This is a genomic window from Methylomonas sp. MED-D (assembly GCF_050276835.1).
Taxonomy (GTDB): domain Bacteria; phylum Pseudomonadota; class Gammaproteobacteria; order Methylococcales; family Methylomonadaceae; genus Methylomonas; species Methylomonas koyamae_A.
Window position 1 is genome coordinate 1,432,660 of the sequence record NZ_CP189965.1, and the last position, 23,707, is coordinate 1,456,366.

Annotated in this window: 24 protein-coding genes; 14 read left to right on the plus strand and 10 right to left on the minus strand. The window is 57.1% G+C overall.

Annotated features, from left to right (window positions below):
• Nucleotides 1-11 precede the first annotated feature (11 nt).
• Nucleotides 12-587, plus strand: a complete 576-nt coding sequence (locus ACQE3E_RS06285; protein WP_168033736.1) for a PilZ domain-containing protein — start codon at nucleotides 12-14, stop codon at nucleotides 585-587.
• Nucleotides 588-596: 9 nt separating this feature from the next.
• Here the strand turns inward: ACQE3E_RS06285 and grxC are convergent, their stop codons facing one another.
• Entirely contained in the window at nucleotides 597-851 is a 255-nt protein-coding gene (gene grxC / locus ACQE3E_RS06290) for a glutaredoxin 3 (RefSeq protein ID WP_064029016.1), read from the minus strand.
• A 34-nt stretch (nucleotides 852-885) separates the two neighbouring features.
• Nucleotides 886-1,536 carry a class II aldolase/adducin family protein gene (locus ACQE3E_RS06295; protein WP_168033734.1) on the minus strand — a complete coding sequence of 217 codons (651 nt, stop codon included), beginning with the start codon at nucleotides 1,534-1,536 and terminating at the stop codon, nucleotides 886-888.
• A 39-nt stretch (nucleotides 1,537-1,575) separates the two neighbouring features.
• Between ACQE3E_RS06295 and ACQE3E_RS06300 the strand changes: the two genes are divergently transcribed.
• The 11 genes from ACQE3E_RS06300 (at nucleotide 1,576) to ACQE3E_RS06350 (ending at nucleotide 12,472) form a co-directional block, all read left to right on the plus strand.
• Nucleotides 1,576-4,956 carry a mechanosensitive ion channel domain-containing protein gene (locus tag ACQE3E_RS06300; protein ID WP_168033732.1) on the plus strand — a complete coding sequence of 1,127 codons (3,381 nt, stop codon included), beginning with the start codon at nucleotides 1,576-1,578 and terminating at the stop codon, nucleotides 4,954-4,956.
• Between the two features lie 69 nt (nucleotides 4,957-5,025).
• The gene (nrdR, locus tag ACQE3E_RS06305) at nucleotides 5,026-5,487 is read left to right on the plus strand and encodes a transcriptional regulator NrdR (protein WP_064028947.1); all 462 of its coding nucleotides are present in this window, start codon (nucleotides 5,026-5,028) and stop codon (nucleotides 5,485-5,487) included.
• Nucleotides 5,474-6,565, plus strand: coding sequence for a bifunctional diaminohydroxyphosphoribosylaminopyrimidine deaminase/5-amino-6-(5-phosphoribosylamino)uracil reductase RibD (gene ribD / locus ACQE3E_RS06310; RefSeq protein WP_427501334.1), 1,092 nt, complete (start codon nucleotides 5,474-5,476; stop codon nucleotides 6,563-6,565). The genes nrdR and ribD overlap by 14 nt, the downstream gene beginning before the upstream one ends.
• A 34-nt stretch (nucleotides 6,566-6,599) precedes the next feature.
• On the plus strand, nucleotides 6,600-7,256 hold the full coding sequence (locus ACQE3E_RS06315; protein ID WP_427501335.1) for a riboflavin synthase: 657 nt from the start codon (nucleotides 6,600-6,602) through the stop codon (nucleotides 7,254-7,256).
• Nucleotides 7,253-8,359, plus strand: coding sequence for a bifunctional 3,4-dihydroxy-2-butanone-4-phosphate synthase/GTP cyclohydrolase II (gene ribBA, locus ACQE3E_RS06320; RefSeq protein ID WP_281022632.1), 1,107 nt, complete (start codon nucleotides 7,253-7,255; stop codon nucleotides 8,357-8,359). The genes ACQE3E_RS06315 and ribBA overlap by 4 nt, the downstream gene beginning before the upstream one ends.
• A gap of 124 nt (nucleotides 8,360-8,483) precedes the next feature.
• A complete protein-coding gene (ribH, locus tag ACQE3E_RS06325) occupies nucleotides 8,484-8,957 on the plus strand; it encodes a 6,7-dimethyl-8-ribityllumazine synthase (RefSeq protein ID WP_064028955.1) in 474 nt (157 codons plus the stop codon).
• On the plus strand, nucleotides 8,957-9,406 hold the full coding sequence (nusB, locus tag ACQE3E_RS06330; protein WP_313728646.1) for a transcription antitermination factor NusB: 450 nt from the start codon (nucleotides 8,957-8,959) through the stop codon (nucleotides 9,404-9,406). The genes ribH and nusB overlap by 1 nt, the downstream gene beginning before the upstream one ends.
• A gap of 33 nt (nucleotides 9,407-9,439) precedes the next feature.
• Complete coding sequence (gene thiL / locus ACQE3E_RS06335) at nucleotides 9,440-10,381, plus strand: thiamine-phosphate kinase (protein WP_313728644.1); 942 nt, start codon at nucleotides 9,440-9,442, stop codon at nucleotides 10,379-10,381.
• On the plus strand, nucleotides 10,365-10,880 hold the full coding sequence (locus tag ACQE3E_RS06340) for a phosphatidylglycerophosphatase A family protein (protein ID WP_313728643.1): 516 nt from the start codon (nucleotides 10,365-10,367) through the stop codon (nucleotides 10,878-10,880). The genes thiL and ACQE3E_RS06340 overlap by 17 nt, the downstream gene beginning before the upstream one ends.
• A 104-nt stretch (nucleotides 10,881-10,984) precedes the next feature.
• Complete coding sequence (locus ACQE3E_RS06345) at nucleotides 10,985-11,785, plus strand: GlcG/HbpS family heme-binding protein (protein ID WP_064028963.1); 801 nt, start codon at nucleotides 10,985-10,987, stop codon at nucleotides 11,783-11,785.
• A 180-nt stretch (nucleotides 11,786-11,965) separates the two neighbouring features.
• On the plus strand, nucleotides 11,966-12,472 hold the full coding sequence (locus ACQE3E_RS06350; protein ID WP_313728641.1) for a HEAT repeat domain-containing protein: 507 nt from the start codon (nucleotides 11,966-11,968) through the stop codon (nucleotides 12,470-12,472).
• A 223-nt stretch (nucleotides 12,473-12,695) separates the two neighbouring features.
• Here ACQE3E_RS06350 and ACQE3E_RS06355 read toward each other — a convergent pair whose 3' ends face one another.
• The 4 genes from ACQE3E_RS06355 to ACQE3E_RS06370 all read right to left on the minus strand — a co-directional run bounded on the left by ACQE3E_RS06355 (nucleotide 12,696) and on the right by ACQE3E_RS06370 (nucleotide 15,664).
• A complete protein-coding gene (locus ACQE3E_RS06355; RefSeq protein ID WP_064028967.1) occupies nucleotides 12,696-13,025 on the minus strand; it encodes a hypothetical protein in 330 nt (109 codons plus the stop codon).
• 174 nt (nucleotides 13,026-13,199) lie between these two features.
• Entirely contained in the window at nucleotides 13,200-13,361 is a 162-nt protein-coding gene (locus ACQE3E_RS06360) for a hypothetical protein (protein ID WP_157197878.1), read from the minus strand.
• 243 nt (nucleotides 13,362-13,604) lie between these two features.
• On the minus strand, nucleotides 13,605-14,183 hold the full coding sequence (locus tag ACQE3E_RS06365; protein ID WP_313728639.1) for an ANTAR domain-containing response regulator: 579 nt from the start codon (nucleotides 14,181-14,183) through the stop codon (nucleotides 13,605-13,607).
• Nucleotides 14,184-14,185: 2 nt separating this feature from the next.
• The gene (locus ACQE3E_RS06370) at nucleotides 14,186-15,664 is read right to left on the minus strand and encodes an MFS transporter (protein WP_313728638.1); all 1,479 of its coding nucleotides are present in this window, start codon (nucleotides 15,662-15,664) and stop codon (nucleotides 14,186-14,188) included.
• 490 nt (nucleotides 15,665-16,154) lie between these two features.
• Here ACQE3E_RS06370 and nirB point away from each other — a divergent pair, with 490 nt between their 5' ends.
• Both nirB and nirD read left to right on the plus strand, forming a co-directional pair.
• A complete protein-coding gene (gene nirB, locus ACQE3E_RS06375) occupies nucleotides 16,155-18,695 on the plus strand; it encodes a nitrite reductase large subunit NirB (RefSeq protein ID WP_313728637.1) in 2,541 nt (846 codons plus the stop codon).
• Entirely contained in the window at nucleotides 18,695-19,030 is a 336-nt protein-coding gene (gene nirD / locus ACQE3E_RS06380; protein ID WP_064028975.1) for a nitrite reductase small subunit NirD, read from the plus strand. Before nirB ends, nirD begins: the two co-directional genes overlap by 1 nt.
• A gap of 28 nt (nucleotides 19,031-19,058) precedes the next feature.
• On the opposite strand, the gene ACQE3E_RS06385 is transcribed toward nirD, so the two are convergent.
• From ACQE3E_RS06385 to ACQE3E_RS06400, 4 genes are all read right to left on the minus strand, one after another.
• Nucleotides 19,059-20,786, minus strand: a complete 1,728-nt coding sequence (locus ACQE3E_RS06385; RefSeq protein WP_313728636.1) for a DEAD/DEAH box helicase — start codon at nucleotides 20,784-20,786, stop codon at nucleotides 19,059-19,061.
• 120 nt (nucleotides 20,787-20,906) lie between these two features.
• Entirely contained in the window at nucleotides 20,907-21,881 is a 975-nt protein-coding gene (locus tag ACQE3E_RS06390) for a COX15/CtaA family protein (protein WP_313728635.1), read from the minus strand.
• A gap of 6 nt (nucleotides 21,882-21,887) precedes the next feature.
• Complete coding sequence (locus tag ACQE3E_RS06395) at nucleotides 21,888-22,730, minus strand: HDOD domain-containing protein (RefSeq protein ID WP_064028981.1); 843 nt, start codon at nucleotides 22,728-22,730, stop codon at nucleotides 21,888-21,890.
• A gap of 11 nt (nucleotides 22,731-22,741) precedes the next feature.
• Nucleotides 22,742-23,671, minus strand: coding sequence for a YgfZ/GcvT domain-containing protein (locus tag ACQE3E_RS06400; RefSeq protein WP_313728634.1), 930 nt, complete (start codon nucleotides 23,669-23,671; stop codon nucleotides 22,742-22,744).
• Nucleotides 23,672-23,707 lie beyond the last annotated feature (36 nt).

Consider the following 23,707-nt stretch of genomic DNA (forward strand, 5'->3'; position numbering starts at 1 on the left):
GGATTTTCAGTATGTTTCAAGACCGCAAGGAATACCGGAAAAACTTTAGCGCCGAAGGTTTTTTATATGTCGGCGGCGAGGTATTGAAACTCGGTTGTTACGATGTCTCGTTGAAAGGCGCGATGATCGAGGTGGAACCCGGCGAACTGCTGAGCGGTATTGCCGAGTTCGAAAGCCTGCTGGCCGAGGACCGCCGTGCCGAGATCTTCGTCGAGGCCCTGTCGCTGGCCGGCGAAGTCGATATCGTCTGGGTCAAGCGCGAACGCCAACGGATCATGATGGGCTTGGAGTTTCGCGATGTGGTCCACAACGCCCAAAAACTTTGGCGGCGGAGGCGGGGCTATCGGAAAACGGAAAGCTTCGAGGTCGATCTGTTCATCGATAAGGATCGCTACAGCGCGGAAGGTATCAACCGTTCTACCGAAGGCATGTGCTTGCGCGTCCAGGCGCCGGCTTCGGTGAAGATCGGCGCCCCGGTCAAGCTACAAGTCAATCAATTGGGTTTTAGCGCGCTCGGCAAAGTGGTTTGGGTGGAAGCCAACGATTTGGCTTGCCGATTCGGCGTGCAATTGGTGATCATTAAATAGTCGAGGCCTTCAAGCCTGCAACAAAGGGTCGAGTTCGCGGCCCACATCCAATGCATAGAGATCGTCGAAGCCGCCGATGTGGCGGTCGCCGATGTATATTTGCGGCACGGTGCGGCGGCGGGTCTTCTCCATGACTTCCTCGCGCAAACCCGGTTCGCTGTCGACGTCGATTTCGGTGTAACTCGCGCCTTTCTTGTCGAACAAACGCTTGGCCATCGTGCAATACGGGCAGAGTTTCGCGGTATAGATGATGATTTCCGGCATGATAAAATTAATAAATGCTAATGAATGCTGCATTTTAGCGGGCTGGCGGGCATTGCTCAATAGCCATCGCTCGGCTCAATTGGCAAAGCAGCTGGCAAGCGGCGTCGGCCAAGCTGGTTCCGAAGGCGACGACACCGTCGAGATGGCCCAGCATTGTAAATAACGGTAGGGCCTGCAAGTCGCCGTTGGCGAACAGTTCGGCGACAGCCTCCGCCATTCGCGGCGTGCCGTACGGAATGTCGGCGCCGGTGTGGGGCAAGGCCAGCGCGGCGGTTTGCCGCCAAATTTCCGGGCTGTGCACATGGATGACGGCTTGCGCGTCCGGGCATTCGCGGTACACGCCGGCATGGGTCAGCGCTTCCGACGACGGTTGGCAGGCGCCGCGCGAACACAGCCGATTTTGTTCGGGAACGGCCCCGACGACCCAGACGAATTGCCACGCCTCGAGTTGCGGCAAGTCACCGGTTTGGGTGCCGGAGATGATAAATTCGTCGCGGCCGGGAACCAGTCGCCGGCTGATGTTGCCGAAACCCAAGCCATCGTAACGGTCGGGGACCCGGCCGATCAGACCCAAACGATGCATGATCGATCGCCAGGCGTTCAGTTCGGCGAAGCCGAAGTCGACCGGTAAATCGGCGAGCTGATGCTCGAGCCGGTATTTGATCACGCCTTCGCGGTCGCTCATGATGTTTTTCCGTTTATTTTCACGTTTTCCCAAGCGCGCATGAAGCCACATTCGTTCAAAATCGGCCTGGTTTGGCCGCTGTTATTTTTGTTTTTCAGTGTAACGCTTGCTCATGCCGCAAATCAAAAGGCGGCGATCAAGCCGGCGTCGATCGCAGACATCAAACAGCGGATTCAGTTCGTCAAGGATAAGCAGAATCTGGGCGAGGACTTGAAAAATCGCATCTTGTCCGCTTATTACGAAAGCGAGGATAACCTTAACGAAACCGAAGCTCAGGACGCTCAAGCCGAGTCGTTCAAACAGGCTTTGAACAGCTTGCCGCTGGAAACCAAGCGCATTGCCAAGCAGATCGAAGAAGCCGAAGCCAACCTGAAGAATCGCCGGCCGGAACGTTGGTCGCTGTTTCCGACCGACGAGTTGGAGCAGCGTTTAATCATCGAGAAAACCAAACTTAGCGATTTGGATGCCGAAATCAGCCGCGTGGAAGCGCAGATCGGCGAGTTGATGAATCGGCCGCAATTGCTCAGGGAAAAGGTTTCGGAACTGAAGGGCAAGCAGGCCAGCAGCCAACAGGAACAGCAATTGCTCGCCAGCCGGGGCGGGGACAATCTTTACGAGAAAGAAGCCAGCCAAATTCAGTTGGAAACTCGCGTCAAGTTGCTGAACAGTACCTTGAAGACGCTGGAACTGGAAAACATCAGCAATCCGCTGCGCTTACAGGCGCAAAAGGACAGGATGCATTTGTTGAATTTGCAGCGAGAGCAACTGGCCATGCTGATCGCCGATCTGGACAATCACTTGCTCGACCGTCGTCAGCAATTGATCGACAAGGAGCGTGACGAGTTGTTGCAGGCGGAGAAGGACGCCGAGGGCAAGCATCCGTTGATCCGCGAAGCGACTAAGGAAAACATGCGCTACAACCGCAGTTTGCAGGCGGTCAATAAGAACATGGAGCAGTACCTGATTCAAAAAAACGAGATGGATGCCCGATACAAGCAGTTGGAAAAGGACTACCAGAGCGCCGAGCAAAAAATCTCGCTGGCCGGCTTGAGTCCGGCGCTGGGCAATCTGTTGCGCGAGCAGCGTCGTAACATTCCGCAACATAAGCAGTTCGGCGCGCTGAACGACGAGATTCAAGATCAGATCGCGCTGACCAGTCTGGAAAGCTTCAAGCTCGACGAAGCCAAGAAAAATCTGTCCGATATCAATCAGACCTTACTGAACCGGGTGGCCCAATTGCCGGCCGATACCGACGACGCCGAGAAACTCCGAATCCGTGCCGAGTTGCGCCTGTTATTGAACGACCAGAAGGATTTGGTGGTTCGCTTGGCCGGGGCTAACACCGAATACGCCCGCGTGTTGGGCGACGTCGATTTCAGTTTGCAGCAAATGCTGGGTATCGCCGATAAATTCGGCGCCTACCTCGATCAGCGTTTGCTATGGGTGCCGAGTGCGCCGGTTATCGATCAGCAGTATCTAAAGGATATTGTGCACTCGGTCTTTTGGTTTTTTGACCCCGGTAATTGGCGGCAAGTCGCTCAGGGATTTTGGGATGGCCTGGTTCATAATCCGGTATCGGTGCTGGTCGGCTTGGCGATCGTTTTGCTGCACTGGCGGTTTCGCAAGTCGGTCAAACTTCGGCTGGAAACCTTGCTGCGCGGCAATGCCGCCAACGCCAGTGTCGGTGAAACTTTGTCGGCACTGGTTTACCTGGGGCTGCTGTCCTTGTACGGTGCGTTGCTGATGGCGTGGATAGGCGGCGTGCTGGCATTGAACGCCCGTGCCGATTTTTTCAGCCGCTCGTTTGCCGAAGGATTGCTTTCCACTGCGTCGGCCTTGTGCGTGGTGCAATTTTCGTTTCGCTTGTTCAAGCCGTCCGGGGTCGCGGAAACCTTGTTTCAATGGCCCAACCAAGTCGCGCAGTTGCTGTACCGCCAGATCAAATGGTTGCGTTTTTTGCTGGTGCCCAGCGTTTTCGTGACCGCGATGACCGGTAGCGATTTGTTTTCGGAGCACAGCTATGCGTTGGGACGCACCGCGCTGATTGTGCTGATGCTGGCGTTTACCTATGTGTTTCATTGCCTGGCCCATCCGCAAACCGGTTTGGCCAAGAGTTTTTACCGGCTGTCGCACGGCTGGCTGAGCCGCTTGCGCTTCGTTTGGTACGCGATCGCGGTATTGACACCGTTGGTCATCGTCGGTTTCGCGGTGGCGGGTTATTACCAAAGCGCGCTGGAACTTTACGAAAAACTGGTTTACAGCCTGCGGTTGATGTTCGCGACCGCGTTGTTGTATGCGCTGATCTTACGCTGGTTTCGGCACACCGAGCGCCAACTGGCCTTGCGCAACGCCAAGCAAAAGCGCAAGCAGGCCGAGCAAGTGCAAACCAGTAGCGCCGCCGACGAGGCCTTCGCGCCCGACAAGGACTTATTGGACATCACCAAGATCAATCAGCAGGGACGCAAATTGCTGACAACGCTGGTCATGGCGACGATGCTGGTCGGCTTCTGGGCGATCTGGAGCGATATTTTGCCGGCCTTTTCGGTGTTCGATAACGTCGTGCTCTGGCAATACGGGCAGATGATCGACGGCAAGGACGCGCAGCAACCGGTGACGTTGATTAATTTGTTGATCTGCTTGCTCTACGGCGGTTTGGCGTTTGTGTTTGCCAGCAATTTTCCCGCTTTGGTCGATCTGCTGACAGTCGGCAAATTCGCGATGACGGCCGGCAGCCGCTACGCCTTGATTCAACTGGTGCGTTACACGTTGACCGCGATTACCTTTCTGGCCGTGGCCAATGAACTCGGCGGCAGTTGGTCGCAAGTGCAATGGCTGGTGGCGGCGCTATCGGTGGGCTTGGGTTTCGGCTTGCAGGAGATTTTCGCCAACATGGTATCGGGTATCATCTTGCTGTTCGAGCGGCCCATCCGGGTTGGCGATACCGTCACGGTTGGCGATGTGACCGGTCGGGTCAGCCGCATTCAAATGCGCGCGACCCATATCGTCGATTGGGATCGCAAGGAATTGGTGGTGCCGAACAAAACCTTCATCACCGACCGATTGATCAACTGGACTTTGTCCGATACCGTGACGCGGGTGATGGTTCCGGTCAGCGTCGCCTACGGCAGCGACATCGAGATCGTCGAGCGGATTTTGCGCGAGGCCATCAAGGCAACCGAGCTGGTGTTGCCTGAGCCGGAGCCTGCAGTGAATTTCGTCGGTTTCGGCGAAAGTTCGCTGGATTTCAAAATCCAAGTGTTTGTCAGCGAACTCGCCGAGCGGGCAACGGTGACCCATCAACTGCACGTCGGCATTTACAACGCGTTGCAATCCCATCATATCGAGATTCCTTATCCGCAACGCGACGTACATATCCGCTCGATCGCCGACGGAATTCTGCCGGATCGCGGGGTGTCTTGAGCGAACGATTTCGAGATAACCCCGTTCTGTAATAGAATGGCCGACTTTTAGCCTAGATAGTTTGCCGATATGCGTTGTCCGTTTTGTGCCGCGCAGGATACCCGCGTCATCGATACCCGCCTGGCGGACGATGGCGATCAGGTCAAGCGCCGCCGCGAGTGCGTGGCTTGCAAGGAGCGCTTTACCACCTTCGAAGTGGTTGAATTGGCGCTGCCACGCATTGTCAAGCGCAGCGGAGCTAGGCAGAGTTTCGACGAAAATAAATTGCGGGCCGGCATGCTACGCGCTTTGGAAAAGCGGCCGGTTCAAGTCGATGCGGTCGAAGCGGCGATCAGCCGGATCAAGAAAGTACTGGTTACCCGCGGCGAGCGGGAAATACCGGCGCTGGCGCTGGGCGAACTGGTGATGCAGGAACTCAGTCAGCTCGATCACGTCGCCTTCGTGCGTTTCGCCTCGGTCTATCGCAGTTTTCAGGATGTCAGCGAATTCACCCGGATGATAGAGACACTGCAGCAACATGATCCAGGCTAGTTCGGACGCCTATTTCATGGCGCGCGCGGTCAAATTGGCCGAGCGCGGGCTGTATACCACCGATCCCAATCCCCATGTCGGTTGCGTATTGGTCAAAAACGGCGAGGTTCTGAGCGAGGGCTGGACTCAGCGGGCCGGATTTGCTCATGCCGAAGTCGACGCGCTGAATAAAACCCCCGATGCGCGCGGCGCGACCGCTTACGTGACCTTGGAGCCATGTAGCCATCACGGTAAGACCGGCCCGTGTACCGACGCCTTGTTGGCCGCCGGCATTGCCAGGGTCGTCGTGGCGATGGTGGATCCCAATCCGCTGGTGGCCGGACGCGGCCTGCAAAAATTGCGCGACGCCGGCGTCGAAGTCGTTTGCGGCGTGCTGCAACAGGAAGCCGAAAAGCTCAATCCAGGCTTTTTCAAACGGATGCGACTCGGTTTGCCGTGGATACGCAGTAAACTGGCGATGAGTTTGGATGGCCGCACCGCGATGGCCAGCGGCGAAAGTCAATGGATCACGTCTCCGCAAGCTCGCGCCGACGTCCAGCGCTGGCGGGCCGCCAGCAGCGCCATCGTTACCGGCATAGCGACGGTGCTGGCCGACGACCCGCGCATGAGCGCCCGTGTGGATTTCGATGCGGAACAGCCGGTCAAGGTGGTGTTGGATTCCGGCTTGCGTTTGCCGCCGACCGCCAAGCTGTTCGAGGCCGGGACCGAGGTCTGGGTTTTGACTTGCAGCCAAGACACCGAGAAGGCCGATCGCTTGCGCGCGGTCGGCTGTCGGATTTTTCAGATCGGCGCCAGCGGCGGACATGTCGATTTGCGGCAAGCCTTTCGTTTGTTGGCCGAGCAGCAAATCAACAGCGTCTGGGTCGAAGCCGGCGCGACCCTGAATGGCGCCTTGTTGGACAGCGGACTGGTCGACGAATGGTTGTTTTACCTGGCGCCCTGCATATTGGGCAGCGAAGGATTGGGCTTGTTTCATTTACCCAGCCTGCAAAGTCTGGCGGACAAAAAATCCTTACGTTTGTTGGAAACTCGCCAAGTGGGTCCCGATCTACGGCTGCGTTATCGCTGCGAAGCCTGATATAGTCATCTCTTAAGTTCACCGGAATTTGATCATGTTTACCGGAATCATCCTGGCGGTCGGCCGAATCTCGGCGATACAGGCTCGCGGCGGAGACTGCCGTCTGCAAATACACACCGGCAAATTGTCGCTGGCGGGTGCCGCGCTCGGCGACAGCATTGCCGTCAACGGCGTCTGCCTGACGGCGGTTGAGTTGGGCGAACACCATTTCGTCGCCGACGTGTCCAACGAAACCTTGTCGCGAACCACCTTGAGAAATGCCGTGGCCGGCACCCCGGTCAACCTGGAACTGGCGCTGATGCCGTCCAGCCGCCTTGGCGGTCACATCGTCAGCGGCCACGTGGACGGCATCGGCGGCGTCGTCGAAAAGCAGCCTGACGGCCGGTCGATCCGCTTCAAGTTTAAGGCGCCCGATGAGCTGGCTAAATATATCGCCGAGAAAGGTTCGATTTGCATCGACGGCATCAGTCTGACCGTCAACAGCGTCGACGGCGCTTTTTTTTCGGTCAACATCGTGCCGCATACCTTGGCCGAAACCACGCTCGGCCAGATTGAAGTCGGCGGCAACGTTAACCTGGAAGTCGATTTGCTGGCCCGTTACCTGGAGCGACTGATGAAGGGCGAAGCGGGGGCTCGTTGCGGCGGTGGCGTCACCGAAGCTTTGTTACATAACGCAGGATTCATGCAATGAACACAACCGAAGAGATTATCGAAGACCTGCGACGCGGCAAAATGGTCATCATCATGGACGACGAGGATAGGGAAAACGAGGGCGATTTATTGATGGCCGCCGCGTTTGCCCGCCCGGAGGACATCAATTTCATGGCCAAATACGGCCGGGGCTTGATCTGTCTGACCTTGACCCGCGAGCGCTGCCAACAATTGCGCTTGCCGCTGATGGTCAACGATAACAAAACCCCGTACACGACCAATTTTACGGTATCGATCGAGGCGGCCGAGGGCGTGACCACCGGCATTTCCGCCGCCGACCGGGCCTTGACCGTGCAACGCGCGGTCGCGCCTAGCGCCCAGCCCGGCGACTTGGTGCAACCCGGCCATATTTTTCCGTTGATGGCTCAAGCCGGCGGCGTGTTGAATCGAGCCGGTCATACCGAGGCCGGTTGCGATCTGGCGCGCCTGGCCGGCGTCGAGCCGGCGGCGGTTATCGTCGAAATTCTGAACGACGACGGTTCGATGGCGCGTCGTCCCGATTTGGAGGCCTTCGCCGAGCAGCACAATCTGAAAATCGGCACGATCGCCGATTTGATCCATTATCGGATCAAGCACGAAAACACCTTGGAGCGGATTGCCGAATGCGCGTATCCGACCGAGTTCGGCGATTTTCGACTCTACGCTTATCAAGATCGTAACGACGACAACGTGCATCTGGCTCTGGTGCTGGGTGAGGTCGCCGGCGAGGAACCGGTCCTGGTCAGAGTACATGCCCGCAACGTCGTCGACGATTTGTTTTGCTCCAAGCGTAGCGATTGCAGTCTGCCGATCCGCGAGGCCATGCGGCGGATCGCCGAAGCCGGGCGCGGCGTGCTGGTATTGATTCGCCAGAACGAGAACAACAAGGCACTGGTCGAATTAATCCATGCTTACCAGATGCAGGACAACGGCATCAAAAGCCAAGCCAGCGCCGAAGTCGGCTGGCGCACCACCGGTACCGGTTCGCGAATCTTGGCCGATTTGGGCGTGCGTCGCCTGAAGGTGATGGGTGCCAAGAAAAATTACATCGGTCTGGCCGGTTTCGATCTGGAGATCGTCGAGCAAGTCGAGTTCGGCGTTTGATCGCGATTTTTCGGGGCGCCGCACGCCGAAACCGCGTAAAATTAGCGGCCTTTTTATTTGCGCGGCGGCCGGTGTTCCGGTGCCGGCCGCCGCGTCGTCATCGCTCAACCCTATTGGATAAGTTATGTCAGTCAGTATCGTAGAAGGTCATTTGTCGGCCCAGGGCGGCAAGTTTTGCATCGTTTCCTCGCGTTTCAACAGCTTCATCGTCGGCCAGTTGGAAGCCGGCGCCATCGACGCGTTGGTCCGCCACGGCGCCGCCGAAGCCGATATCAAGTTGATCAAAGTGCCGGGCGCTTTCGAATTGCCGGTGGCGGTGCAACGCATCGCGGCCGCGAAAAAATACGATGCGATCATCGTACTGGGCGCGGTGATTCGCGGCGGGACGCCGCATTTCGAATATGTGGCCGGCGAATGCGTCAAGGGCATCGCCCAAGTTGCGTTGCAGTACGACGTGCCGGTCAGCTTCGGCGTGTTGACGGTCGACAGCATCGAACAAGCCATCGAGCGGGCCGGCACCAAGGCCGGCAACAAGGGCGCCGAAGCGGCGATGTCCGCCATCGAAATGGTCAGCCTGTTCAACAACCTGAGCCTTTAATGAGTCAAGCCAAAACCAACGCCAGAAAATGCGCGGTTCAGGCGCTGTATCAATGGCAGATGTCGGGCGATAGCCTGAGCCGCATCGAAACCTATTTCCTGGAAGAAGAGCATCTGAAGGGTGCGCAGAAAAGCTATTTCAACGAGATTTTTCACGGCGTGCCAACACAACTGGATGTCGTCGATGCGGCGTTGGCCGGTTTTGTCGATCGGCCCATCGAAAAAATCGATCCGGTTGAGCGAGCGATATTGCGGATAGGCGCTTACGAGTTGATTTACCGGTTGGAAACGCCGTACAAAGTCATCATTAACGAAGCCGTTAACTTGGCCAAGTGTTTCGGCGCGGAAGGTAGCCACAAATACGTCAACGGCATTCTTGACAAAGTTTCCCAGACTCAGCGAGCGGTCGAAATCGCCGCTAAGCAGAAGCAAGGGTTGCCGAAAGTCTGACGACCGGTGCGATGGCGATTTCTTGGGTGGCTCATGCCTGAACGACTAGGCGAATTCGATCTGATTCGCCGTTATTTCGCGGCGGACGCGCCGCGCCATCCTCACAACAAACTCGGAATCGGCGACGACTGCGCGCTGATGAGTCTGCCGCCCGGCGAGCACTTGGCGATCACCGCCGACACCATGGTCGAAAACGTGCATTTCTTCGCCGATGCCGCGCCCGAGGATTTGGGTCACAAGTTGCTGGCCGTGAACCTCAGCGATTTGGCGGCGATGGGTGCAGAGCCGTTTGCGGTGACCTTGGCCTTAACCCTGCCCAAAGTGGAGCCGACTTGGTTGGAAGCGTTTTCGCGCGGTTTTTTGACGCTGGCTCGCCGCTTTAATGTCGATTTGATCGGCGGCGATACCACGTCGGGACCGTTGACGCTGACCGTGCAGGCGATGGGCACGGTGCCGAGCGGGGCGGCGTTGACCCGCTCGGCGGCCAACGTTGGCGATTTTGTGTATCTGAGCGGACCTGTCGGCGATGCCGGGTTGGGTTTGAAGATCAAGCAAGGTTATCGCTGCGCGTTCCCTGAAATCCCACTACGCTGTTTTCATCGGCCCGAGCCTAGAGTCGAACTGGGGTTGGCGTTGCGGGGCATCGCTCACGCCTGTATCGATATTTCCGACGGATTGGCGGCCGATTTGGGGCATATTTTGACGCAAAGCGGGGTCGGCGCCTGTCTGGACTGGTCGGCCTTGGCGTTTTCCGATGCGATGGACGCCTATTTGGCCGAAACCGGCGACTGGCGGCTACCGCTCACCGCCGGCGACGACTATCAACTTTGCTTTACGGTGCCACCGGATCGGTCCGCCGCGCTACCGGCCGGTTGCCGGAAAATCGGCGTCATCGAAGTCGAATCCGGCCTCCGTCTGCGCCGCGCCGGGTCTATCGAATTGTTGGAGTTTACCGGTTATGAGCATTTTCTTTAGAGCGTCCTACGGTAAGGCTGGCTTATCGGCAGGCGACATCTTGCGCGATGTCAGGCTATTCTTGGCGTTCGGTTTCGGCGCCGGCTTGGCCAAGCGCGCGCCGGGGACCTTCGGCACGTTGGCGGCCGTGCCGGTTTACGCGGCCTTGTTGCAAACCGGTTTTTGGGGCTACTGGTTGGCGACGGCGGTAGTCATCGCGGTCGGCATTCATTTGTGCGATTACGCCGCCGCGCGCCTGCAAGTTCACGATTTCGGCGGCATCGTTTGGGACGAAATCGCCGGCTTGTTGTTGGCGATGGCCTGGGTGCCGTTTTCGTGGCGGAACTTGGCGCTGGGTTTTGCGTTGTTCAGATTTTTCGACATCGCCAAGCCTTGGCCGATCGGCTGGCTGGACCGTCGCGTCCACGGTGGTTTGGGCATCATGTTGGACGATGTCGTCGCCGGGTTGTTCGCGGCGCTAGTATTGGTGTTGTGCGCGCCGTGGATGTCGCAATATTAGCGCCAGCTAAACCGTTAGACAGGATGGCGGGCCTTTGCTATAAATAAATTCCCGCTCAACGCGCGGGGCCATTCCAGAATAATCAAATAACGAGAGAAGCAACTATGAAAACAAAAAAACTGTTGGCCTTAAGCCTGGGTAGCGCCGCGCTGGTATTGTCCGCGCAAACCGTTTCCGCGGCTTGCAGCGATGTTTCGCGCTCGGCGTTGACCGACGCGATCAGTGCCGCGGAAGCCGCAAGCACTGGAGGTTATGGACTGAATATGTGGGTGACCGTGGTCGACGAGACCGGCAAGGTGTGCCACGTCGCCACCAGCGGCACTACCGGCTCGGCGGCAGGTAACTCCGAATGGCTCGGCAGTCGGGTCATTTCGGCTCAAAAAGCCTTTACCGCCAACGCCTTCAGTCTGGACGGCTACGCCATCTCCACCGGTAACTTGTACTCGGCGGTGCAGCCTGGCGGCAGTTTGTACGGTCTACAGCACAGCAATCCGGTTGATGCCAGCCGGGCTTACGCGGGCAGTCCGAATGCCTACGGCACTAACAGCGATCCTTTGAAAAACAAACGGGTCGGCGGGGTGAACGTATTCGGCGGCGGATTGGCTATCTATAGTGGTGGCCATAAAGTCGGCGCAATCGGCGTCTCCGGCGATACCTCCTGCCGCGATCATGCCTACGCTTGGCGGGTTCGCGAAGCATTGGGCATGCATCCGGCCGGTACCGGCATCACCACGTCCAACATGAATGCCGCCGGTACCGCACAAACGGCGTTGACCGGCGCGGCCAAGGGCGACGAATTGATTCTGACTGGAACCGGCGGCTATTGGGACGCCTGGTCGCAGCCGGCTTGCCCGAATTCCACGCCGACGGCAACGACGGCCAACGGCACTTTGCAAGCGCCTTGATTGCTTGAGGCAGGTGCCGCGCGACCTGCCGCCATCGGCGTGAGAGTGTCGCTAGTCCTGGTTGGGGCGTTGCTTATGGCGCCTTATCTCGCATTGGGCCTGTTGCCGATTTGGCAACAGGTCCGCGTCGTTCGGCCTTGCCCGGCGGCGGGAGGAGTTCCAATTCAGGCGTCCCGGTCCATGCCGGACTTGCACCAGCTTGCTTCGTCAGCCGAATCCGGCGGTGGAGCGTCTACCCCGGAGCAGATCGCCGAAGAAGAGAGTGTCGACCTCGAACAGGTGGAAACCGCCAGACAGTGGCTCGGCGATCACGATCCCGCGCAACGTATCGCAGGCGCTCAACAACTGGCGGCCTATCCGACTCCGGAGGCCGGTCGCTATCTATTGGAAGCCTTGCGGCAAGATCGAGTCGGGAAAGTTCGTGCGGCGGCGGCGGAAAGTCTGGGTTATTTCGATCAACCAGCGCTGCCGGTCTACGATGCCTTGATAGCGGCATTGAACGACCCTGACGAAGCGGTTCGATTCAATGCCTTCAGCGCCCTACAAACACTGATGGATAAGCTGGTGGACCAGCCCAGGTTGCTGGCGCGACTGCAGGCAAAATTAAAACAAACCTTGAAGTCCAAGAAACTGCCGGCCGATAGCCGTGTAGCGGTCGACAGCTATTTGCAAGATCAGTCGCCTTGACAGCCGTGTTGTCCGGCTGTCTGGCGGGGCGAGAGGTGCGAGTATTTCGGCCGAATTAGGTCAAGCAAAATACGTAGTAACTGTAGTAAAACACGATAAAAAACAACAGTACGTTCAACAGTCTCTCTACGGCCAAATGCCCGGCCGATACTTTGGATGTTTTAGTTTTCAAGACTCCCTCCCGAACTTTAGTGCCGCGAAAGCGGTTTTGATCTATCAAGGCTTAGCGGCCGATGCCGTTGCCTATCCACGCGCCGGCGGCAGCGCCCAAACCCGCGCCCAGCGGATCACCCTTGCTGATTTCGTAGCCGACCGCGCTACCGAGCGCGCCGCCAACCAAGCCTTCGGTCGAACGTCGATCATTGCTTGGATTAGTGCCGGGCATTTGCGCGTAACGCGGTTGTAATGCGGGAGCCGGGCGGTAAACGTGCTCCACGACGACCGGCTCGCGATGATGGTGACCGTGTTTGCGGTGCCCGTGCCCGTGGTCGTCGGCCATCGCAAAATTAGGAAAAACGAATCCGACGCAGACTACCAGCGTGGTTTTCAACATGATGACTCCATTTCAAGATTGTTAAGGAAAAGTCTAGTCACGCAAGCTGAATCCCGAATGAATAAACCATTAGGAATCGATTAAAACTAAAGAGGCTTGGCCGATAGGTCGGGACTGTTTACCGAATTTGGCTTCAATGTACACGAAAGTCAAAAAACGTGTTAGCATTTTTGCTCAGTTGACAGGTGGCTGTTCAACGCCATCATTTTCAGCGATGTCAAACGGTGCGACCGATTTTTTGGCGGGCTTGATGGTAGCGAATCGATTATACTGCAACTGTTCCGGTGCCTCGTTTTTTGCGGCGGCTAAGCTGCTGCGTAAACGTTTGGTTTTCAATGATTTCTAGGAGCTGTTCATGTTGATAAGTAGTCGAAATCGAGTAGTTGCAGGAATTAGCCGGGTAGTGCTAGTGGTGGCGGGTGTCTTATTGATATCACTAGGTTTGTCTCCCAGTATTCGGGCCGATAATCTATCGGAGCCGCCATTCGGCGGGGCGGGAGTCGGGTGTCCAACCAGTTTCCGGTAAGGCGATACGCTGAGCAAGGAGACTAGCGTAGTTCTTGGCTCGTAGAGGTGACTCTACTTGAACAGTTCGGCCATCGAAATCACGTTCTTCGCCATTTCGCCGATTGCCATGTTGCGGTCCATCGCCAATTTACGCAAGGCATGGTAAGCCTGTTCTTCGCTAAAGCCCTGCGATTTCATCAGGATCGCTTTTGCGCGGTCCACCAGCTTGCGATCTTCCAATTGGGTCTTGGTTTTTTTTAATTCGTCCTTGAGCGCCTGATGTTCCTTGAAACGGGCGATTGCGATATCGACGATGGATTTGATGCGTTTCGCTTCCAGGCCGTCCACAATGTAAGCGCTGACGCCGGCCTTGATGACTTTGTTGATGGTTTCGGTTTGCTGGTCCTCCGCAAACATCACCACCGGCAACGAATAGCTCTGATTGATTTCGACGATGGTTTTCAGAATCGGCTCGGTAGGGGTGTAAAGATTGAGTACCACCACGTCCGGGTGCAAGGTTTGCACGATGCGCAGCATATCCAACTCCTGCAGCTTCAACGTGGCGACTTCGCAGCCGTGTTGGCGTAGTGTGCGTTCCAGCACGCGGTCGCTGTCGAATTCGTCCACGACTAAGACATTCAACACTGTCATCGTCAATCCAGCTCGATTTGTACCAAGCTGCCGTCCGGCATGATTTCGGTGATAAAGTTTTTTGGTTCCCTTAGAAAATAAATCAACCCGAGTAGGATCGCGCACGCGCCGCCCAACATCAGAAAAAAGCTGAATGTGGAGACGAAGGTCAGCAAGATTAGAAACACGATGGCGCCGGCATTACCGTAAGCGCCGATGATACCGGCGACTTCGCCGGTGATTGAACGCTTGATCAACGGCACGAACGCAAAGATGGCGCCTTCGGCCGCTTGCATGAACACCGAACAAATCAACGTGACGGCCACGCTCAAGGCGATGGACCAGTCCGGCGAAATCCAGGCCATCGCCAGATAGCCGACCGCAAGTCCGGCCACGAACAGCGTCAACGAGAGTTTGCGGCCGATCTTGTCGCTGAGCCAGCCGCCGGCCGGCCGGGCGACGACATTGGTCACCACGAAGCTGGAGGCCAGCAGGCCGGCATCAAGCATGTCTATGCCCTGGGTCTCGTGAAAGGTATGGAAAAAAAACATCGGTAACATCGATAGCACCGCCAATTTGGACCCGAACGTGACCAGATACGCGATCGCTAGTATGAACACTTGCTGGTAGCGGTAATGGTGGATGCTGGGAATGGGGGCGCTCAGTTTGTCGGCGTTGTTGTTGACGAGTTGATGAGCGTGAGCCAGAAACAGCAGCCACACCGTCAACTGGATTCCCAGATGCCAATCCTGGCTCAACACCGGCGTTGCCGGCATCGCCAGCTTCCAGGCCAGTAGCGAAATCGTCGCGTACAACGGTATCAGGCTGAACATATACAAAAACAGATCGCGGATGCTGGAGACTTCCATCGCCAGCGGACGTCGGGTTTTCAGGCCGGCCAATTCCGGAGGCAAATTCTCCACGCTAAAGTAATAAACGATCGAGTAAAGCAGCGCGATTGCGCCGGTTAGCGCCACCGCGTAGCGCCAGCCGTGCTCTGCGCCGAAATAAAACGCCAGGCCTGGCAGAAAAATGGCCGCGAATGCCGAGCCGAAATTGCCCCAGCCGGCATAAATACCTTCGGCGGTGCCGACCTGGCTGGCCGGAAACCAGTCGCCGATGATACGCACGCCAACCACGAAACCGGCACCGATAAACCCTAGCAAGAATCGCGACCAAGCCAATTCTGCGAAATTGTCGGCGGCGGCGAACATAAAGCACGGAATGCTACAAACCGCCAACAACACGCTGTAGCTGATTTTTGCACCAAACCGGTCCACCAGCATGCCGGTCGCGACTCTGGCGGGAATCGTCAGCGCCACGTTCAGTAGCAACAAAATGTCGATTTCGGTTTGACTGATGCCCAGGTCTTGCTGAATCAAAACCAGCAGCGAAGCATGGTTAAACCAGACCACGAAGCTGATGAAAAAGGCCATCCAGCTCATGTGTAGCACTTTGGCCTTGCCTTGTAGCGACAGTAACTTGAACGGCGTAAAAGTCATGAAAGATCCGAACGATTGAATTTGGTAAGCGGAAAGCAGATTGCATGCCAGCGACTTCAACGAGTCAAGACGGTTGCGGTGTTGATACGGCCGCGCGACCGTGTGCTCAAGCGATAGACGGAGAGGGAAGCGTTGGACATTGGGCATGGGTCTTGGTCAATCGTGGGCCAGTTTGGTGCGAATATTTTGTTGGTTTGCATTGTTTGGGTGCGCTGATCGTCGCGGTCGAGCGCCGTGAATTTTATAAAATCGTTGTAAATCAATAGAAAGAGAGTTGTGGCATGGAATTTGATTGATACTAGTCAAGTCTCGTCGTTGGACTTGCCCCCGTATTAGACCTGGACAAAGGCGTCCTGCGCGAATGATGTTAATCATTCGCCAGGGCGCCTTTTTTTTGGCCTGAACAAAAGTTTCCACGACGACTGTACCCGAGTTCGTTCGCAAAGTGAGCGGATTCGGAGCAATTCAGCCCAATTAACAGGAGTCGCGGATGAGCACGCAACAAACCTTGGTCGTGATCGGTAACGGTATGGTCGGCCAGCATTTTTTAACCGGCTTGGTCGAAAGCGAAATCGCTGGCCGCTACCGTGTGGTGACGTTTTGCGAGGAGCCGAGGCCGGCTTACGATCGGGTGCATTTATCGGCCTTCTTCGCCGGTAAGACCGCCGACGATTTGTCGTTGGTCGAGACAGGCTTTTTCGAACGGCACGGTATCGAGATCCATCTGGGCGACAGAGCGATCGGTATCGATCGCCAGCGGAAACACGTGATTTCCGCAAACGGCCAGATCATCCAATACGACAAACTGGTCTTGGCGACCGGTTCCTATCCGTTCGTACCGCTGATCGCCGGCCGGGATCGCCCGCGTTGTCTGGTGTATCGCACGATAGAAGATTTGGAGGCCATCAAGGCCGCCGCCGCCGAATCCCGAATCGGTGCCGTGATCGGCGGCGGGTTGTTGGGATTGGAAGCCGCCAAGGCCTTGAAGGATTTAGGCTTGGAAACCCATGTCGTCGAATTCGCCTCGCGGCTGATGGCGGTGCAACTCGACGACGGCGGTGCCGCGATGTTGAAGCGGAAAATCGAGGCCTTGGGCGTCGTTACCCATTTGAATAAAAACACCACCGCGATCATCGACGGCGAAACGGCCTTGCACCGGATGACCTTTGTGGACGGCAGTCATCTGGAAACCGATATCGTGTTGTTTTCCGCCGGGATTCGACCGCGCGATGAACTAGCTAGCGCCAGCGGTCTGGCGGCCGGGTCGCGCGGCGGGATTGCGATAGACAATCAGTGCCGGACTTCCGATCCGGATATTTACGCGATCGGCGAATGCGCTTGCTGGAACGGCCAAATCTTCGGTTTGGTCGCGCCGGGTTACGCGATGGCCAGAACCGTGCTGGCCGACTTAGCCGAGGCCGACGCGGCCTTTACCGGCGCCGACATGAGTACCAAATTGAAGCTGATGGGGGTCGATGTCGCGAGTATCGGCGACGCTCAGGCCAGGACCCCCGGTGCGCTGGTCTACAGCTATCAGGACGGTGCCGGCGAAATCTACAAACGGCTGGTCGTCAGCGCGGATAACCGGCGCTTATTGGGGGCGGTGCTGGTCGGCGACGCGGCCGATTACGGCACCTTGCTGCAATATTGTTTGAACGGTATAGAACTGCCGGCGCAACCGGATACGCTGATTTTACCGGCGCGCGGCGATGCGCCGGCCGGACTCGGCGCGGATGCCTTGCCGGCCAGTGCCCAAATCTGTTCCTGTCACGACGTTAGCAAGGGCCAAATTTGCGATGCCGTCGCCGCCGGTTGCGTCAGCATCGGCGATTTAAAAGCCGCCACCAAGGCCGCCACCGGCTGCGGCGGTTGCAGTGCCTTGTTGAAGTCTGTGCTGGATAGCGAACTGACCAAACTCGGCGTCGCGGTCAGCACCGATCTTTGCGAGCATTTTCCGCATACCCGCCAGAACTTGTACCATTTGGTGATGGTCGGCCAGATCAAGACCTTCGACGAGTTGTTGGACCGGCACGGACACGGCTTGGGATGCGATGTCTGCAAGCAAGCGGTTGGCTCGATCTTGGCTTCGTATTGGAACGACTACATATTGGAAAAACCGCATGTGGGTTTGCAGGATACCAACGATACCTTTTTGGCCAACATCCAAAAAGACGGCACTTATTCGGTGGTTCCGCGCATCGCCGGCGGCGAAATTACCCCGGAAATGTTGATCGTGCTCGGCCAAGTCGCTAAAAAATACCGTTTGTATACCAAAATCACCGGCGGTCAGCGCGTCGATTTGTTTGGTGCCAGGGTCGAGCAATTACCGGCGATTTGGCGGGAATTGATCGCGGCCGGCTTCGAGTCCGGTCATGCTTACGGCAAATCCTTACGCACCGTGAAATCCTGCGTCGGCAGCACTTGGTGCCGCTACGGCGTCGACGACAGCGTCGGTCTGGCGATCGAATTGGAAAATCGCTACAAAGGCTTGCGGGCGCCGCATAAAATCAAAATGGCGGTGTCCGGTTGCACCCGCGAATGCGCCGAAGCGCAGGGTAAGGACATCGGCGTGATCGCCACCGAAAACGGTTGGAACTTGTATGTGTGCGGTAACGGGGGGATGAAGCCGCGCCACGCCGATCTGTTCGCGACCAATCTGGACAGGGAAACCTTGATTCGCTATATCGACCGGTTGCTGATTTTTTACGTGCGCACCGCCGCGCGTTTGCAGCGTACCTCGGTGTGGCTGGAAAACCTGGACGGCGGCTTGGCTTACTTAAAAGAGGTGGTGATGGCCGACAAGCTCGGGATCGCCGCCGATCTGGAGCGGCAAATGCAGCATGTCGTCGACACGTATCAATGCGAGTGGAAAACCACGCTGGCCGACGAAACCCGCTTGAAACGTTTCCGGCACTTCGTCAACAGTGATTTGGGCGACGACGATGTCGTGTTTGTCGAGGAACGAGGTCAAATTCGGCCGGCCGATCCTGACGAACGCAAGCATTTTAAACTGATCGAGGAGGCTGCCTGATGAGCCGTTGGACAGAAGTATGCCGAGTCGAGGATTTGCAAGCGGACTCCGGCATTTGCGCCCGCTTGGCCGACCAGCAAGTCGCGTTGTTTTTTCTGCCCCGTTTGAACGCGGTGTTCGCGATCGGCAACCGCGATCCCTTCAGCCAAGCCAACGTATTGTCGCGCGGGATGGTGGGCGACATCGGCGGTGAGCCGATGGTGGCCTCGCCGATGTACAAGCAGCATTTTAGTCTGCGGAGCGGGATTTGTTTCGAGGACGCCGCGGTGCGGGTACCGGTATTTCAGGCCCGCATCGAACAAGGCCGGGTTGAAGTCAACAGTTCGGCGGACTGACCGGGGGGAGGTCGGTCCGCCGCCGGGGTCATTCCTGCGGTTTGGCGCGTTTCGACGGCGAACCGACCCGCTTTTTGCTTTTAGCCTTCTTGATGGCTGCCGGGTCGAAGTGGGAGATATTCAGCGGCTTGCCGACGACCCGGACCTTTTTCAGTGCTTGAAACAAGTCCTTGGGCATGCCGGCCGGCAATTCGACGGTGCTATACGTTTCCTCGATTTTAATCCGGGCGATATGTTCGCCGTCGATGCCGGTTTCGTTCGCGATCGCACCGACAATATTGCCCGGTTTGACGCCGTCGTTACGGCCGATTTCAATTCGGAACAATTCCATTTCGACTTGACTGGCGCCTCGGCCGCGTTCGCGCTGCGGGCCGCGCTCGCCTCGTTCGCGCGGTTTGTCGTCGGCCGGCCGGGCCGGTTTTTTCCCCGAGTCCTTGAGTAGCAGCGGGGTGTCGCCCTGCAGCAATTGCGCCAGCGCGGCGGCAATGTCGATGGCCGGTACGTCGTGTTCGACTTGGTACTGACTGATTAGTTGGTGGAAAAAGCTCAGCTCCGCCGACGCCAGTGTGTCGGTAATCCGCTGTTTAAAGCGGATCACGCGGGCATTATTGATAAACTCGGTGGAGGGCAATTGCATTTCCGCGACTTTCTGGCGGGTGGCTTGTTCGATATTGGCCAGCAAGCGTTTTTCGCGCGGCGAAACGAACAGTATCGCGTCGCCGGTGCGGCCGGCGCGGCCGGTACGGCCGATCCGATGCACATAGGATTCGGTATCGTAGGGAATGTCATAGTTGACGACGTGAGTAATCCGGTCCACGTCCAAACCGCGCGCGGCCACGTCGGTGGCAATCAATATATCCAGTTTGCCGCTTTTCAGATGATCGATCGCCCGCTCGCGCAGGGCCTGCGACATGTCGCCATTGATCGCGGCGGCGGAAAAGCCGCGCGCTTCCAATTTTTCGGCGACTTCGACCGTGGCGGTCTTAGTTCGGACGAAGATGATCATACCGTCGAAATTCTCGGCTTCCAGAATCCGGGTCAAGGCATCCATTTTGTGTTGGCCGTTGACGAAGCAATAGCGCTGGCGGATGTTCTCGGCGGTCGTGGTTTTGACCTTGATCGTGATTTGCTCTGGCTGATTCAGGTAGCGCTGGGCGATCTTGCGGATTTCGGCCGGCATCGTCGCCGAGAACAGCGCGGTTTGCCGGGTCGGCGGGGTTTGCTCCAGAATCCATTCGACGTCGTCGATGAAGCCCATCCGCAGCATTTCGTCGGCTTCGTCGAGCACTAGCGTCGTCAATTGGTCCAGTTTCAAAGTCCCGCGCCGCATATGATCCATGACCCGGCCCGGCGTGCCGACGATGACATGCGCGCCGCGATTCAGTTGCCGCAATTGGCTGGTGTAATCCTGGCCGCCGTAAATCGGCAACACGTGAAAGCCCTTGATATGCGCCGCGTAGCTTTGAAAAGCCTCGGCGACTTGGATGGCCAGCTCCCGGGTGGGGGCTAGCACCAAGGCTTGCGGGTCTTTTTGTTTCAGATCGATTCGGGTCAGAATCGGTAAAGCGAAGGCGGCGGTCTTGCCGGTACCGGTTTGGGCCTGGCCCAACACGTCGCGGCCGGACATCACGAAGGGGATAATTTGGGCCTGAATCGGCGAGGGGGTTTCGTAACCGATGCCCTCTAGAGCTTTAAGAATGGGGTCGGATAGCGCTAGATCTTTGAAGGAAGGCGTGGCGGCGGGGGTTTCGGACATTAAATTTACCTGTGGAAAAAAAGAGATCGCCCCGGTTGATACCGGGTCACTCGACCATTGTACCTCAGTTTGCCGGGTTTATTTTTAACTTATTGATAATTTGGATAAAACGTCCACGGATTAGGCAGGGCGCCCAGATGCGTATTTCAGACAAATCCAAATGAAAAATTGAGCGCCGAAAATCAGATTCGCCATCAGCAGATGTAGCGGTTGGGCGGTGGCCGGAAAACCCAGGCGATCTAGGCTGACGCCGGCCAGAATCGCGGTCACGATCAGAACGCACAGGGCATAGGCCATGCGCCGCAACAGACTGCCGGGCGAGGTGTGCGCGACGATTTGCCAGGCCAACCACAGATTGGTGAACAGGATGATCGACGAGAACGAGCGGTGTACGTAAAAAATGATGGGAAAGCTATCCCGCCAGAATTGGCGATCGATATAGCTGTGCTGGTGAGCGATGAAATCCACCGATTCCCTGACTTGGGTTCCCATCGCAACCTGCAGCAAGGTCATGCCGATCGCGATTTTCAGCAAGAGCGCGAATCGCGGGGTTTGCCACCCGCCGTCCAATTGCGCCAACAGCGGTTGTTGCGAGCGGGCGATGGCGTAGATCAACAATGCGACAATGCCCAGCGCCAACAACATGTGCAGGGTGATCATCAACGGCTTTAAATTGCTGGCGACGACGGCCGATCCCAACCAACCCTGGAAGCCCACCAGCAGAAACACCGTCACAGCCAGATAGAAGATCCCCTTGTCGCCTTTCAGGTAAATGCGCGAAGCCCAGGCGGTCAGCAATATCAGCAGGCCGGTGCTGGCGCCGATCAAGCGATTAGTGTATTCGGTCCAGGTTTTTACCGGGTTGAAAGTGGTGTTCTCGTAGCCGCGTTGGGCGTAGATGTCGTGATAATTGGCGGGTAACTGCGCTTCGTCGGTTGGCGGTACCCATTGGCCGAAGCAGGTCGGCCAGTCCGGGCAGCCCATGCCGGCTCCCGAGGCGCGGACGATGCCGCCGACCAGAATCACGAAGTAGACGGCAAAAATGGTTAATGTGCCCAAGCGGCGAAAGCGGGCGGCGGCAAGCGGGTCTATCATCGTGATTTAAAAAAATAGGGATTGAGCTAATTCGATTTCTTCGGACACGCCTTCGATTTCGAGAATTTCGGCATCGCCGGCCAGTCCGAGCTTGGCGAAGGCCGGTACGGAATGCCAATCGACCCGGCAGGCCGGGTGGTCGGTGCCGGCCACGCTTTGCAGAAACGCGACTTGCACTAAATCGACGTAATCGGCTTTCGGACCCGCGTCGCGTTGAAAGTCGACGTATTCGGAAGGCACCGGTTTAAGTTCCTCGGGAAAATGCCAGGTGTCCATGATGATTTTGCCGACGTGCGGGTGGGCTTTTTCCAATAACTTGTCGAGGCGGGACGGACTGTCGCGAAATTCGGGGATATTCTCGACCAGGCTGAGTATCGGCAATTTGCCGATTTGGTGTATCAAGCCGGCCAGCATGGCTTCGTCGGCGTTCAGATGCGGAGCAAAACCGGCCAGTGCCCGGCAGATCGCCGACACGTTGACGCCTTGCTCCCAGATCGTTCGGAAGTAACTTTCCAGCAAGGCCGATTTGGGGGCGAACATTTGCTGCATGATCAGGCTGGTGACTAAAGTTCGGATGGTGTTGTTACCCAGGCGAGTCACCGCCATCTGGATGTTTTTGATTTCCATCGCCCCGCGATAGAGCGGGCTGTTGGCGACTTGTATCAGCCGCGCGGAAATCGCCGCGTCGGTGGCAATGATCTCGGCCAGACTTTGCGCGGTCACGTCGCCCTTGCTGACGGCGTCGCGAACCTTGATCGCCACGTCCGGCAGGGTCGGCAGCACCAAACGATTGGCGTCCAGTTCCGCTTGGACATGGGCTAAAAAGTCGTTGACGGATTTGAATTGCATGATGCTGTGCCCTATTCGGCGAGGATTAAACTAAGCGGCGTCTGATGTTCGTCGCCAAGTATAAAGCGTTTTGACTCGCCTTCAAGCGCGTGTAATACCAGCAGCAAGCGGGTGTCGCCGTTGTGAGCGGAGCTCAGCACGCTGCCGACGGTTTGACCTGTGTCGCCATCCAACACCGGTGTACCCGGTGCGATCGTCAATTCGCCGGCACAGCCGCCAACAAGCAATTGCCGTTTCACCTTACCAAGATAATGGCTTCTGGCGACGATTTCCTGGCCGGTGTAACAGCCTTTGGTGAAGCTGATGCCGCCGAGGCCGTCGATGTTGAGCATTTGCGGCAAGTGTTGTTCGGATTGAGACGCATCGAACCAAGGCAAACCGTCAAGCATATCCTGGTAGCGCCAATCGGTTTCAGGTCGGCTAATTAAGTCTGTTAGTATGGCGCTATCGTGCTTTTCCAAGATCAAAAACCGGCGGCGGCCGGGCAGTTTGACTATCGTTAGCGGTGCGTGGCCGACCGACCAATCCTTCTCCGGCAACGGAAGCGAGTGGAATTCGTGGCCGGCCGCAATCGTCAGCCCGGCGACGCTTAGACGGTCGCTGGCGTCGCCGAGAGTCACGGCGGCGCGCAACACGTATTTGCGCAGTTTTTCGATAACCGGGGTGACTAGCGAGGTTGGCATTACCAACCAATAGCCGTTGGTTTTTTTTATCACCAGCAAGGTACTGATGACCCGACCCTTCGCGTTGCAAAAAGCCGCGATACTGGCTTGGGTTTCGCTGATCTGCTGAATGTCGCACGTCAGCTGACCTTGCAAAAACCGGGCGCTGTCGGCGCCGATGACCTCGATCGCGGCTAGCCCGGTGGCCGGGTAAAGAGTGGCATGCTCGTCACGCGGATCAAGATTGTCGGGCAGTTTGTCGATCGTATCGGTGTTCATGTTTAAGTTTAAAGGTGGCATTCCGCTATTAGTTTA